This window comes from Parvularcula sp. IMCC14364, from assembly GCF_030758415.1.
Classification (GTDB): Bacteria; Pseudomonadota; Alphaproteobacteria; order Caulobacterales; family Parvularculaceae; genus Aquisalinus.
Window position 1 is genome coordinate 1,492,251 of sequence record NZ_CP132334.1, and the last position, 13,648, is coordinate 1,505,898.

General features: G+C 54.4%; 11 protein-coding genes. All 11 read left to right on the forward strand.

From position 1 onward, the window contains the following. The first annotated feature begins 261 nt into the window (after positions 1–261). The 11 genes from RAL90_RS07200 (at position 262) to RAL90_RS07250 (ending at position 13,646) form a co-directional block, all read left to right on the forward strand. The gene (locus RAL90_RS07200; protein ID WP_306253837.1) at positions 262–768 is read left to right on the forward strand and encodes a DUF6265 family protein; all 507 of its coding nucleotides are present in this window, start codon (positions 262–264) and stop codon (positions 766–768) included. A 153-nt stretch (positions 769–921) separates the two neighbouring features. Continuing rightward, positions 922–2,265 carry a proline--tRNA ligase gene (gene proS / locus RAL90_RS07205; protein ID WP_306253838.1) on the forward strand — a complete coding sequence of 448 codons (1,344 nt, stop codon included), beginning with the start codon at positions 922–924 and terminating at the stop codon, positions 2,263–2,265. A gap of 159 nt (positions 2,266–2,424) precedes the next feature. Further along, positions 2,425–3,759, forward strand: coding sequence for a lipoprotein-releasing ABC transporter permease subunit (locus tag RAL90_RS07210; protein ID WP_306253839.1), 1,335 nt, complete (start codon positions 2,425–2,427; stop codon positions 3,757–3,759). After that, positions 3,759–4,502 (forward strand): ABC transporter ATP-binding protein, encoded by a 744-nt coding sequence (locus RAL90_RS07215; protein ID WP_306253840.1) that lies wholly within the window; start codon positions 3,759–3,761, stop codon positions 4,500–4,502. Before RAL90_RS07210 ends, RAL90_RS07215 begins: the two co-directional genes overlap by 1 nt. Before the next feature lie 42 nt (positions 4,503–4,544). Further along, complete coding sequence (purU, locus tag RAL90_RS07220) at positions 4,545–5,396, forward strand: formyltetrahydrofolate deformylase (protein WP_306253841.1); 852 nt, start codon at positions 4,545–4,547, stop codon at positions 5,394–5,396. Positions 5,397–5,672: 276 nt separating this feature from the next. Beyond that, positions 5,673–9,122, forward strand: coding sequence for a DNA polymerase III subunit alpha (gene dnaE / locus RAL90_RS07225; protein WP_306253842.1), 3,450 nt, complete (start codon positions 5,673–5,675; stop codon positions 9,120–9,122). Positions 9,123–9,265: 143 nt separating this feature from the next. After that, a complete protein-coding gene (rpsB, locus tag RAL90_RS07230) occupies positions 9,266–10,120 on the forward strand; it encodes a 30S ribosomal protein S2 (RefSeq protein ID WP_372340413.1) in 855 nt (284 codons plus the stop codon). 135 nt (positions 10,121–10,255) lie between these two features. Continuing rightward, positions 10,256–11,185, forward strand: coding sequence for a translation elongation factor Ts (tsf, locus tag RAL90_RS07235; protein WP_306253843.1), 930 nt, complete (start codon positions 10,256–10,258; stop codon positions 11,183–11,185). 214 nt (positions 11,186–11,399) lie between these two features. Continuing rightward, a complete protein-coding gene (gene pyrH / locus RAL90_RS07240; RefSeq protein ID WP_306253844.1) occupies positions 11,400–12,155 on the forward strand; it encodes a UMP kinase in 756 nt (251 codons plus the stop codon). A 24-nt stretch (positions 12,156–12,179) separates the two neighbouring features. Then, positions 12,180–12,740, forward strand: coding sequence for a ribosome recycling factor (frr, locus tag RAL90_RS07245; protein ID WP_306253845.1), 561 nt, complete (start codon positions 12,180–12,182; stop codon positions 12,738–12,740). A gap of 165 nt (positions 12,741–12,905) precedes the next feature. Continuing rightward, positions 12,906–13,646 (forward strand): isoprenyl transferase, encoded by a 741-nt coding sequence (locus RAL90_RS07250; protein WP_372340447.1) that lies wholly within the window; start codon positions 12,906–12,908, stop codon positions 13,644–13,646. Positions 13,647–13,648: the final 2 nt, after the last annotated feature.

Below are 13,648 nucleotides of genomic sequence, written 5' to 3' on the forward strand. Positions count from 1 at the left end.
GGGGTTGATGGTTCCTGATCGGCTTTTCCGTGCGTTGCCGTTTAGTTACGCGAGCTCTGCTCAGCTTTCAGGATGATGCCTCATGATATGACACTGCCGTGCCTAATTCCGCACATGGCGCTCTTTCCTGCAACTGACCACAAGCCGCTGTTACGTGTTAAAGGTTCACACCAGTCCGCTCGCCAAGACACAAATAACAGGATATAAAAGTGCAAGAACGATTTAAGTGGATATTAGTGTTCTGGACGAGGATTGAATAGTATGCGGAAAATTTTATTTTTCATTGTGCTGAATTTGTTTTTTGGCATTTGCGCTGCGGAAGAGATTAGCGTCTACCACCTGGAAGAGGGAGCAAGCAGCCATCCAGCTACGATCAAAGATATATCCTGGTTGGCCGGGTATTGGGAGGGGAAAGGCTTTGGTGGCAAAGTCGTCCAACTGATTTCACCAGCTAGCGGGTCCCAGATGATGGGCGCTTTTCAGGCGCAGACATCAGAAGGTGACACTACCATGTATCAATTTTACACTTTCGTGGAAAAGGATGACACTGTTGTCCTGCGGATGAAGCATTTCTCTTCTGACTTCACAGGCTGGGAAGAAAAGTCTGACTACGCGGAGTTTCCTCTCGTTTCTGTTGAGCATCATGCGGTATATTTTGATCGCCTCAGTTTTGTAGAAACTCAACCAGGGCGTATGGAAGCAGCGGTCGATTTCAAGAATGGTGGCATTCAGAGGTTTTATTACGAGAAAGTTCCTTTACCCCACTGACTTCTGACAGCCAGGCTTGAGTCCTGTACCTTCACACCTAATGGTTTCAGTCTTTGTGTTTGCCCCATTGCAGAGCCATTCAGTTTCGGCAGTCCTTGTAGACAAGCGCGAGCGGGCTTCCTAAACAGCGCTTTCAATCAAGGATCATAACTCATGCGCCTGTCGAAATTCTTTTTGCCTGTCTTGAAGGAAACGCCTGCGGAGGCGTCTATTGTCTCGCACCAGTTGATGCTGCGTGCGGGCATGATGCGTCAGGGGGCTGCGGGCATTTATTCCTGGCTACCGCTCGGCCATCGCGTGTTGCAGAAAATCGCGCAGATCGTGCGCGAGGAGCAGAACCGCGCCGGGGCTGTCGAAATGCTGATGCCGACAATCCAGTCAGCCGACCTCTGGCGCGAGAGCGGGCGGTATGACGCCTATGGCGCAGAGATGCTGCGCATCTCCGACCGGCAGGAGCGCGAAATGCTCTATGGCCCCACAAACGAAGAGCTGATTACGGAAATTTTCCGGGCCGGTGTGCGCTCCTACAAGGACTTGCCGAAAATGCTCTATCATATCCAATGGAAGTTCCGGGATGAGATACGCCCGCGTTTCGGGGTCATGCGGGGCCGGGAATTCCTGATGAAGGACACCTATTCCTTTGATCTCACACCGGAAGATGCGCGCAAATCCTATTACAGGATGTTTGCCGCTTACCTGCGCACATTTGCCCGCATGGGCCTGCGCGCGGTGCCTATGCGGGCCGATACGGGACCGATTGGCGGTGATCTCAGCCACGAGTTTATTGTGCTGGCAGAAACCGGAGAGAGCGAAGTTTTCTGTCACCGGAAGCTGGTGGATATGGATATTCCGCCTGCGGATACAGACTTTGACGGCGACCTGACAGACATTTTTGAGGGACGGACCTCCCTTTATGCGGCAACAGATGAAATGCATGATGCGGCAGAGTTTGCGCAGATCCCCGCAGAGGAGCAGTTGTCTGCGCGCGGCATCGAAGTGGGCCATATCTTTTATTTCGGCAACAAATATTCCGAGCCGATGAATTGCAAGGTTATGGGGCCGGATGGCCGTGAAAGCCTCGTTGAAATGGGGTCGTATGGTGTCGGTGTCTCGCGTCTGGTCGGGGCGATTATTGAAGCGCATCATGATGAGAGTGGCTGCAACTGGCCTGTCTCCGTTGCGCCCTTCCATGTTGGTCTGGTTAATCTGAAAGCAGGTGACGCTGAAACAGATCGTGTTTGTGCAGACATTTACAGCAAGCTGGAACAGGCGGGCATCGAAGTCCTCTATGATGACAGGGATGCCCGGGCGGGTGAGAAGTTCGCCACCATGGATCTGATCGGCCTGCCGTATCAGTTGGTAGTGGGGCCGCGTGGCCTGAAAAACGGTGTGATCGAAGTAAAGAACCGCAATACAGGCGAAAAACAGGAACTGGCCCTGGATAAAGCCGTTGAACTGGTTTCAACAGCTATCCTGGATGCGTTGAAGGTTGCATAGGCCTCACGTCATTTTGCCTTCGTGACTGAGCGCGCGACAGGTGGGACTTACCGATGGATGACAGCCGTGTTACGCCATTGACACTTGCTGCCAGGCCTAAATCCGGGCAGGTACACAAGTCGGACAGGTTAAGACCAAACAACAGACAAAGAGACGCAAATGGCTGGTGACGACACCACGGGAAATGCCGCTTCGCAGTCAGCGGGCAGGGAAACTGATTCTTCACCCAGCTTTGTGTTCGAGTGGATGGTTGCCCGCCGCTATATCAGCGCGACCCGAAAGGGCGCGGGTGTCTCCCTGATTTCTATCATTGCCTTCGTCGGCATCCTCCTGGCCGTTGCTGTGCTGATTATCGTCATGTCGGTGATGCAGGGCTTTCGCGCAAAGCTGCTGGACCAACTGCTGGGCGTGAATGGTCATGTCTTTGTGGAATCCGGTACAACCGAGCCGCTGAACGCGTATCAGCAGCTGGCCGATGAATTACGCACAATTCAGGGTGTCACGAGTTCTGTGCCGATCATTCAATCGCCGGTCGCGATGATTGCCGGTGAACAGCAGACGGCCGGGGTCGTTTTTGGCATCAATCCCGCGGACCTGAGAGCGATTGAACTGATCGCTGGTGAAGAGCATCTGATTGAAGGCTCACTCGACGACTTCGGCGTAGGCCGAAAAGGCGGCAACAAGATTGCCCTGGGGGTAGGGCTCGCCCGCAGTCTGGGAGTGCGCGCCGGGGACCCGATTACACTCGTGACGGCGGGCGGTGTGGAAACCCCCATGGGCACGTCACCTGTCCGTAACAAGACATATGAGGTGGGGGCGGTCTATCGTATCGGCAACTCCGAATATGACGGGTACTTCGTCTACATGCCACTTGAACAGGCGCAGGTGTTTTTCAAGCGGGGCACATCTGTCGACAAGATTGAAGTGCGCGTCAGTGACCCGACCAAGGCCACAGACTTTGAGCGTAGCATCGCTGTTGCCGCCGGTGACGGCACGTTCACCTATAATTGGCAGGACGTGCATCAGAGCTATTTCAACGCCTTGCAGACAGAGCGGGGGCTGATGCGGATTATCCTGTCGCTGATTATCGCGATTGCCGCACTCAACATCATTTCCGGTCTTGTCATGCTGGTGAAAGACAAACGCGGCGACATCGCCGTGATGCGGACCGTTGGCGCAACGCAAGGGGCGGTGATGCGCATTTTCTGTATCTCCGGCTCCCTGATCGGGGTCGCCGGATCTATCATCGGTGTCATACTTGGCGTGCTGATCAGTCTGAACATCTCTGCCATCGAAAAATTTCTCTCAAACCTGCGGGGCAGCCCCATCTTTGCTGCGGACATTTATCTCTTTGATGAGATGCCGGCGCAGGTGCAGCTCGGGGAAGTGGCATTTGTGGCGATCTTTGCGCTGGGTGTATCATTCCTGGCAGCCTTGTATCCGGCCTGGCGTGCCGCGCAGCTCGATCCGGTTGAAGCATTGAGGTACGAATAATGCCGCAAAACCCCGCACAGCCTCAGACAATAGAGCCTGCCGACACTGTGCCGGTCTTGGCCTTGAAAAACATCACCCGTTCTTACGGCGACTTATGCGTTCTGGAAGAGGCCAGTCTGGCTGTTGCGCGCGGCGAAATTATCGCGCTGCTCGGGCCATCCGGCTCCGGCAAGTCTTCACTGCTGCATATCGCGGCACTGTTGGAGGCACCGACGTCCGGCGAAGTCTATATCAAGGGACGCCCGACAGCCGCCATGACGGACACCCGCAAAACAGCCATGCGCCGCAATGAGCTTGGTTTCGTCTATCAGTTCCATCACCTGTTGCCGGAATTCAACGCCCTGACCAATGTCTCCATTCCGCAGATCATTGCGGGCAAATCCCGGAAGGACGCTGATGACAGGGCCCGAAAACTGCTCACAGGGATGGGGCTCGGCGAGCGTCTGGAGCACCAGCCGGCGCAGCTGTCGGGCGGTGAAAAGCAGCGCGTTGCCATCGCCAGGGCGCTCGCCAATCAGCCATCACTGCTGCTTGCAGACGAGCCGACAGGCAATCTTGACGTGGAAACCTCGGCGCAGGTCTTTGAACAGTTGCTGCTTCTGGTACGCGAGCAGGGGCTGGCTGCCATTATTGCAACTCATGACCGCGCGTTGGCACAAAAAATGGATAGGATAATTGCCATTCATGATCGCAAGCTTGTTCGGGTGCGCCTGAAGGCAAAGGAACTGGAACCGCAAGGATAATAAGGCAGGGCTTTTCCTGTCGTCAGATGACGGGAGAGCACCGTGGCCGAGACTGATTATATTCTGAAAATCCGGTCACCGGACAGGCCCGGCATTCTGGCGGAAGTATCGACATTTCTTTCCTCAAAAGGGGCGGATATCCGTGATGCTGCCCAATATGGTGACCCGGAACCCAGCAGCTTTTTCATCCGGATACACCTGACATCACCGCAGGCATCTCATGAAGAATTGTGTGCCGCATTTGGCCCCGTCGCACAAAAGCGCGCATTCGATTGGGGGCTGCATCCAGCAGAAAAAAAATGCCGGGTGCTGCTGGCTGTATCGAGGCACGGCCATTGCCTTGTTGACCTCTTGCATCGGTGGCAGATCAATGCCCTGCCGGTCGATATTGTCGGCGTTGTCTCCAATCACCGGGTCATGGAAGACATCACGAACGTCTACGGCCTGCCATTTCATTATCTGCCCGTCAGCAAAGAAACCAAACAGACGCAGGAAGAACAGTTCCAGCGGCTGATTGACGAAACAAGCGCTGATCTAGTGGTGCTGGCGCGCTATATGCAAATCCTGTCAAACGCCTTTGCGCAACGGCTGGAAGGGCGCTGCATAAACATCCACCACTCTTTTTTGCCCAGTTTCAAAGGCGCACGCCCTTATCATCAGGCGCATGGCCGGGGCGTCAAGTTGATCGGCGCAACGGCGCATTACGTCACGCCAGACCTGGATGAGGGGCCAATCATCGAGCAGGATGTCAAACGCGTCACCCATGCGCAGACACCAGACGCGCTGGTGAGTATTGGCCGGGATGTGGAATCCCAGGTGCTGGCCAGGGCCATTCGCTGGCATGCCGAGCACCGCGTCTTTATCAGCGGCCGCAAGACAGTCGTGCTTGCCTGAACCTGTATCCGGGAAATTTTGGACGCCTGATAAAAATGTGCTTGCAATGAGAACATATAGTGAATATATGATTGAGAACATAAGCTGAACACAAGGAGACAGGTAATGTCAAATGAAGTCAATATCCGTGATGCGCTGGGCCTGACTGTTTTGATCGGCCTGATTGCCACTGTGAACATGTGGAGCGGTCTTTTGATCTGAATGACAGGCATTTTTTTCCGGCGGTGTGGGAAACAGGGAGCTGCCTGTCAGCATGACTCCGGTTAGGAATATTCTATGCAGCCTTTTATTCATCTTCACCTCCACTCGTCCTATTCGCTCGCTGAAGGGGCGATCCACATCAAGAAGCTGAAAGAGCTATGCCTTCAGCACGAGATGCCAGCGGTTGCGGTTACGGATACCAATAATCTTTTCGGGGCACTGGAAGCCTCAGAAGTCCTGAGTGACGCAGGCATTCAGTCAATATCAGGCTTGCAGATAGCGCTCGATCCCGAAGAACTGGATCTCCATCTGGAGCGTTACGAGCCTTTGCCGTCGCTGGTACTTCTGGCGCAAAATGAGCGTGGCTATCTCAACCTGATGAAGCTGACGAGCCAGGCGTTTCTCAAAACCGCAGCCGAAGGTACAATTCACACCACCATGGCCGCGCTGGAACAGCATGCCGAGGGGCTCATTTGCCTCACTGGCGGCGTCAACGGTCCAATAGACCGGTTACTCAAAGACAGTCGCAAGGATGAAGCCAGAAACTTTCTTGGCAGATTACAGGCGCTCTATCCTGACAGACTGTATATTGAAATACAGCGCATCGCGGATGCCAGAGCACATCACATGACTGCCTACGAAAATGAATTGCTGGCACTGGCTTACACGACAAGTCTGCCGCTGGTTGCAACCAACGAGCCATTCTTTGCTGCCCGCGACGACTATGAGGCACATGATGCCCTTTTGTGCATCTCTGGCGGCGCCTATATCCAGCAGGACGACCGGCGCAAGGTAACGCCTGACAATTATTTCCGCTCCAGCGCCGAAATGATCGCCCTTTTTGAAGACCTCCCTGAAGCAGTTGAAAACACCTGTGTTATCGCAAAGCGCTGTGCTTTCCGGCCGCGCACCCATGCGCCGATCCTGCCGAACTTTGTCGAGGGGGATGTTGACGGTGAAGCGAAGGAGCTTGAGCGGCAGGCGCGCGATGGTTTGCGCGCGCGGCTGGAACAGGTTGAACTTGCTGAACCGGAGGAAGAATACTGGAACAGATTGGATATCGAGCTTGGCATTATCAACCGCATGGGGTTTCCCGGCTACTTTCTGATCGTTGCTGACTTCATTAAATGGGCCAAGCAGCATGACATCCCTGTCGGGCCGGGCAGGGGGTCGGGGGCAGGCTCGGTGGTTGCCTGGGCTCTAACGATTACAAATCTGGACCCGTTGCGGTTTGGCCTTCTGTTTGAGCGTTTCCTTAATCCGGAACGTGTCTCCATGCCGGATTTCGACGTTGATTTCTGTCAGGACCGGCGTGATGAGGTCATCTCCTATGTGCAGGACAAATACGGGACGGACCGTGTTGCCCAGATCATCACCTTTGGTAAATTGCAGGCCCGCGCGGTGCTGCGTGATGTCGGGCGTGTACTGAATTTACCGTTCGGACAGGTAGACCGTCTCTGCAAGATGGTGCCAAACAATCCCGCCAACCCTGTCACCCTGGCTGAGGCTATCGAAACCGAGCCGCGCCTGCGGCAGGAGCGGGACAGCGAGGAGCAGGTGGCGGACCTGATGACAAAGTCGCTCAAGCTTGAGGGGCTCTATCGGCACGCTTCCACCCACGCTGCGGGTGTTGTCATCGGTGACCGGCCACTGGATGAGCTGGTGCCACTATATCTTGATCCGCGCTCTGACATGCCTGCCACGCAGTTCAACATGAAGTGGGTTGAGCCAGCCGGTCTCGTCAAGTTCGATTTCCTCGGGCTCAAAACCCTGACCGTGATTCAGCGTGCCCTCGATCTGATGAAACAGAACGGCGTCAGTGTTGATATTGATGCGATCCCGCTTGATGATCGGGGCACGTTCGAAATGCTCGGGGAAGGCAATGCGGTCGGTGTGTTCCAGCTGGAAAGCACGGGTATGCGCTCAACTCTGAAAGGGCTCAAGCCGGATACACTCGAGGACATTATCGCGCTCGTCTCACTGTACCGCCCCGGTCCAATGGAAAATATTCCAACTTATATCGAGCGCAAGTTTGGCCGTGAAGAGCCTGATTATCTGCATGAGAAACTGACCGGTATTCTGACTGAAACCTATGGGGTCATCATCTATCAGGAGCAGGTGATGCAGATTGCCCAGATTCTTTCTGGCTACTCGCTGGGCGAAGCTGACCTTTTGCGCCGGGCGATGGGCAAGAAGAAAAAAGAGGAGATGGACAAGCAGAAAATCCGGTTCGTCGAAGGCGCAGAAAAAAATAATGTCGACAGGTCCAAGGCTGAATCCATTTTTGAGCTTGTGGCCAAATTTGCCGGTTACGGTTTCAACAAGTCACATGCTGCTGCCTATGCCCTGATCGCCTATCAGACTGCCTGGCTCAAGCATAATCACATGGCGGAGTTTTTTGCTGCCTCGATGTCCCTCGATAAGGCCAACACCGACAAGCTCGCGATTTTCATGAAGGACGCTAGACGATGCGACGTTGAGGTGAGGGCACCGGATGTCAATTTGTCAGAAGCGGATTTCACCGTTCACGAAGGGGCGGTCGTTTATGCCCTGGCGGCGATCAAGAATGTGGGCGAACAGGCCATGGCCCATATCGCGGAAACACGACGTGCAGGGGGGCCGTTTACAGATATCTATGATTTCGCGGAACGTGTTGACGGCCGTCAGATCGGCAAGCGCGGGTTTGAGAATCTTGCAAAGGCCGGTGCTTTTGACACGATCCACAAAAACCGTGCGCAGATTGTGGAAATGGCGGACTTTCTGGTGCGCTATTCCGCAAAGGCAGCGGATGAGCGTACCAGCGATCAGGGGGGACTGTTTGATCTAGGGGGCGGCACCGCCCTCGAGCGCCCCACGCTCAAGGCTGTTGAGGAGTGGTTGCCGATTGATCGACTGGACTTCGAGCGTGCCGTGATCGGTTTTTATTTTTCCGGGCATCCGCTGGATGATTATGCCAGCAGTCTCGAGAAGCTGAAGGTGATCCCCTATAGCGATGTCGCTGCCACCGTTGAAGCAGAGGGCGGGCGTGTTTTCATCAAGCTTGCTGGTGTCATCCGTGCTTTCAACCCTCGCCGGGCCAAGTCCGGGAAGCCTTTCGCCTGGGTAGAACTGTCCGATCAGAGTGGTGAGTTTGAAATTACCGTCTTTTCGGAACTTTTGGAAACTGCCCGTGATATGCTTCAGCCCGGCACACTTGTCATGGTGGGCCTCTCGGCGGAGGAGCGTGAGGGCGATATCAGGCTGACCGGTGAGACGATACAGCTTCTCGACAAGGCAGCCGCCGCGACGCAGGCTGAACTCAGAATATCTGTCACCAGTGCAGATGCGTTGAATTCTGTTCGCCGCCGCCTCTACGAACTCGGCAGCAAGGGCGGCACCGGAACGGGGACAGCCCTGCTGCATTTTTTCCTGCCGGATAATGGTTATGAGGTTGAACTGAAACTCCCCGGCGACTTCAACACCACTGCAGCACTCAAAGGTGCCTTGAAAACCATCGACGGGGTTGCCGATGTTGAGTTGCGATAACTCTGGCAGCAAAAAATTCGGCTTTAGCTATTGATAAGTTCAGATAAACCGCGTAACGCCCGCCGCTATCAAACACACGGGACCAATCTTCGGTGGCCTTTTGGCTGTCTGGCTCCGTGGAAGCACAACCGAGGAGATATTTGATGGCGCTTCCTGAATTCTCAATGCGTCAGCTGCTTGAAGCTGGCGTTCACTTTGGTCACCAGACACATCGCTGGGACCCCAAGATGAAATCCTACATTTTTGGCGACCGTAACGGTATCCACATTATCGATCTGTCACAGACAGTGCCGCTTCTGCATCAGGCACTGGTGAAAGTGCGTGACGTTGTTGCTGGTGGTGGCCGTGTGCTTTTTGTCGGCACAAAACGTCAGGCCCATGCGCCGGTCGCAGAAGCCGCGCAGCGCTGTGCTCAATACTACATGAACGTCCGTTGGCTTGGCGGTACGCTGACGAACTGGGAAACGATCTCCGGTTCGATCAAGCGCCTCAAGTATATGGAAGAAACCCTTAATGACGGGGGTGCCGGACTGACAAAAAAAGAACGCCTCCAGATGACCCGTGAGCAGGAGAAGCTTGAAGCGTCTCTCGGCGGTATTCGCGATATGGGTGGCGTGCCGGATCTGATGTTTGTTGTTGATGTGAAGAAAGAAGCAATCGCCATTCAGGAAGCCAAAAAACTCGGCATCCCGGTGGTTGCCATTGTCGACACAAATTGTTCCCCAGCCAATGTAGATCACATCATCCCCGGCAATGATGACGCGGCTCGAGCGATCGCACTTTACTGTAATCTCGTCGCAGACGCAGTTATCGACGGCCTTTCCGCCAGTCAGGCATCTCTCGGTATTGATATTGGAGAGATGGAAGAAACACCGGCAGAAATTCTGCCCGAACCAGCTGCGACGGAAGAGGTTGCTGCTGAAGCACCCGTCGAAGCAACTGAGCCGGCAATCGCACCGGCCGCAGAAGCTGAGCCAGAGCAGAAAACAGACGCCTGATTGCATCATCAGTCTTTCAGGCAAGATGGCGGTCGTCACCGGGTTGTCACAAACTCAGTCTAACCGCTGTCTCGCATTCCGAACATAACATGAGGCCGCGCCAGCGCCTCAAGACACTTTAGACAGGAGAAGAAAATGGCTGCAATTAGTGCTGCAATGGTGAAGGACCTGCGCGACAAGACAGGCGCAGGCATGATGGACTGCAAGGCCGCGCTCAAGGAAACTGACGGTGATGTTGAAGCCGCAGTGGACTGGTTGCGCAAAAAAGGTCTCGCGAAGGCTGCAAAAAAAGCTGGCCGCACGGCGGCTGACGGACTTGTCGCTGTGGCGACATCCGGTGAGAAAGGTGTGCTTGTTGAAGTAAACGCCGAAACCGATTTTGTTGCTCGCAACGAGACGTTCCAGAAAATGGTTGCCAACATTGCCGAGATCGCTCTGGGCGTTGATGGCGATACGGAAAAACTCAAGGCGGCAAATTATCCTGGCTCGGACAAAACCATCGATGAGTATATTTCCGAGATGATTGGTCAGATCGGGGAAAACATGGCCCTGCGCCGTGCTGCTGGTCTGTCTGTAGATGAAGGCGTTATTGTTCCTTACATCCACACGCAGGTTTGCGAAGGTGCCGGAAAAATCGGCGTCATCGTTGCGCTCAAATCATCCGGTGACAAGGACGCGCTCAATGCACTGGGCAAACAGATTGCCATGCATGTTGCTGCCGCGCGCCCGCTTTCACTGAAAGTAGAAGAACTCGACGCCGCCGTTGTCCAGCGTGAAAAAGATGTTCTGTCAGATCAGGCCCGTGCCTCTGGCAAGCCTGAGAACATTATTGAGAAGATGGTCGAAGGTCGCTTGCGCAAGTTCTACGAAGAATCAGTGCTGCTGGAGCAAATCTTCGTTATTGATGGCGAGACCAGGATTGCCAAAGTGGTAGAGAACGCAAAAGGCGCTGCTGGCGCAGAGGTCGAGCTTGTCGGCTTTGAGCGTTTTGAGCTTGGTGAAGGCATCGAAGTTGCCGAAGATGACTTCGCCGCTGAAGTGCAGGCGATGGCAGGCGGCAATTAAGCACCGCTTCACAGCATAAATAAAGGGAGGGGACACAGTCGTGGCCCCTCCTTTTGTATGTGGCACGATATTGACGCGCTCAGCGGGTTGCCACATGCATCATGGAGACAGGCGCCGGTGTGTTTTGCAACACTCTGACAGTCGTGAAGGCTGGCCGGAATCAGCAAGCGGTGCTAAGCGATAGGCATTCGCCCAATCATCAGGATATGAGTTCATGACCCAGACTGCCCCTGCACAAAACCTGACTGCAGACGCTGCAGTCCCGGCTTTCAAGCGCGTCCTCCTGAAAATCTCCGGTGAGGCATTGATGGGGCCTGAGTCATTCGGGATCCATCAGGACACCGTAGAGCGGATTGCCCAGGAAATCGGTGCCGGCGTGGAGCTTGGTGTGCAGATATCCCTTGTGATCGGCGGCGGGAACATCTTCCGTGGCCTTTCCATGGCCGAGAATGGCATGGAGCGCGCAAGTGCCGATTACATGGGTATGCTTGCCACCGTCATGAATGCGCTGGCGATGCAGAATGCGCTGGAAAGTATTGGTGTACAGACACGGGTCATGTCTGCGATTGAAATGACCTCCGTTTGTGAGCCCTATATTCGCCGCCGCGCCCTGCGCCATATGGAAAAGGGCCGTGTGGTCATTTTTGCCGCTGGCTCCGGAAACCCGTTTTTTACGACGGATACAGCAGCGGCTCTGCGCGCCGCTGAAATGGGCTGTGATGTATTGATGAAGGGCACGCAGGTTGACGGCGTTTATTCTGCTGACCCGAAAACCAACCCCGATGCTGAAAGATACGAGTCCCTTACCTATATGGATGTGTTGAAGAATGACTTGCGCGTGATGGATCAGGCCGCAATATCGTTGACCCGTGAAAACGCGATTCCAATCGTCGTGTTTCCGCTGGCCGAAGAAGGCGGTGTTGTCGGTGCATTGACGGGGCAGGGCACGTTCACGATTATCAAAGACTAGAAGACGACAAGGAAAAACAAGAAAATGGCAGACGATACAGCCGGTCCGGATATGAAAGATCTCAAGCGCCGCATGGAAGGTGCTTTTGAGTCCCTGAAAACAGAATTTGGCGGCCTGCGCACCGGGCGCGCCTCAGCCAGCCTTCTCGACAGTGTAAATGTCAATGCCTATGGCTCCATGATGCCGATGAATCAGGTTGGCACCGTAAATGTACCAGAGCCCCGGATGCTGTCCGTACAGGTATGGGACCAGAGCCTTGTCGGGGCTGTTGAAAAAGCGATCCGTGACTCAGGTCTGGGTGTGAACCCCGTTACCGATGGCCAGAATGTCCGGGTTCCCCTGCCAGCGCTGACAGAAGAGCGCCGGATAGAGCTGACCAAAATTGCCGGCAAATATGCAGAACAGGCGCGTGTTGCCATTCGCAACGTCCGACGGGATGGTATGGAAGGCCTTAAAAAAGCCGAAGGAATTTCAGAAGATGAACAAAAACGTCTGGCAGATGATGTACAGAAATTGACTGACAGTATCATCAAGGAAGTCGACGCCTCACTTGAAGCAAAAGAGCAGGAGATCATGCAGGTCTGATCTGGTTCAGGCGTGATATGACGTATTGGAAGGAAAAAAGTCCGGGTGCCAATCAAGGGTTCAAACAAGCTGGTGAAAGGCATATCCGGCATTTTCTCTGGTCAGGATCGGCGTGTGCCGGATAGCATTCTTGATCTGCAGGCGAAAGTCTCCAACATCACTGACCTGCAAGAGCAGGAAAGCAAGGAGCCGCCAGTAGACAAGCCGCTGTCGCACGTCGCCATTATCATGGACGGTAATGGTCGCTGGGCAGAAAAGCGCGGCCTTCCGCGTCAGGCCGGGCATCGTGAGGGTGTTGCGGCCGCTCGCCGCGCGATTGAGACAGCAAAAGAACTGGGCCTGTCGCACCTGACGCTTTACAGCTTTTCGACCGAGAACTGGGGCAGGCCAGAGTCTGAGGTGCGTGACCTCATGAACCTGATGCGTACATATATCGAATCTGATTTGCCCAAACTGGTATCTGAAAATATTCGGATACGCATCATTGGAGATAAGAAAACACTTCCTGCTGACATAAGATTACTGGTCAACCGCGCTGAAAAAGAAACAGCCGACAATACAGGATATACATTACAGATCGCCTTTAACTATGGTGGGCGAGACGAGATCATCCGGGCCATGCGCGCGCTGGCTCAGGACATTTCGCAAGGCGCTGTATCGCCGGACGAAATTGATGAGCAGAAGATTGCCAGCGTTCTGGATACGGGCGATGCGCCTGATCCTGACCTTGTTATCCGCACTAGCGGGGAGCGGCGGATCAGCAATTTCCTGCTTTGGCAGGCAGCTTATGCTGAATATATTTTCCTCGATGAATACTGGCCAGATTTCAGCCGCGACGTATTTCTGCGGGCCGTTGATGATTACCATGCCCGTGAGCGACGCTTTGGACGCCGCAACGCTGGTTAAGT

What these genes read in the sequence shown, in the direction of transcription:
- RAL90_RS07200 (WP_306253837.1), top strand. Translation starts at nt 262, where the DNA reads ATGCGGAAAATTTTATTTTTCATTGTGCTGAATTTGTTTTTTGGCATT.
- proS (WP_306253838.1), top strand. Translation starts at nt 922, where the DNA reads ATGCGCCTGTCGAAATTCTTTTTGCCTGTCTTGAAGGAAACGCCTGCG.
- RAL90_RS07210 (WP_306253839.1), top strand. Translation starts at nt 2,425, where the DNA reads ATGGCTGGTGACGACACCACGGGAAATGCCGCTTCGCAGTCAGCGGGC.
- RAL90_RS07215 (WP_306253840.1), top strand. Translation starts at nt 3,759, where the DNA reads ATGCCGCAAAACCCCGCACAGCCTCAGACAATAGAGCCTGCCGACACT.
- dnaE (WP_306253842.1), top strand. Translation starts at nt 5,673, where the DNA reads ATGCAGCCTTTTATTCATCTTCACCTCCACTCGTCCTATTCGCTCGCT.
- rpsB (WP_372340413.1), top strand. Translation starts at nt 9,266, where the DNA reads ATGGCGCTTCCTGAATTCTCAATGCGTCAGCTGCTTGAAGCTGGCGTT.
- tsf (WP_306253843.1), top strand. Translation starts at nt 10,256, where the DNA reads ATGGCTGCAATTAGTGCTGCAATGGTGAAGGACCTGCGCGACAAGACA.
- pyrH (WP_306253844.1), top strand. Translation starts at nt 11,400, where the DNA reads ATGACCCAGACTGCCCCTGCACAAAACCTGACTGCAGACGCTGCAGTC.
- frr (WP_306253845.1), top strand. Translation starts at nt 12,180, where the DNA reads ATGGCAGACGATACAGCCGGTCCGGATATGAAAGATCTCAAGCGCCGC.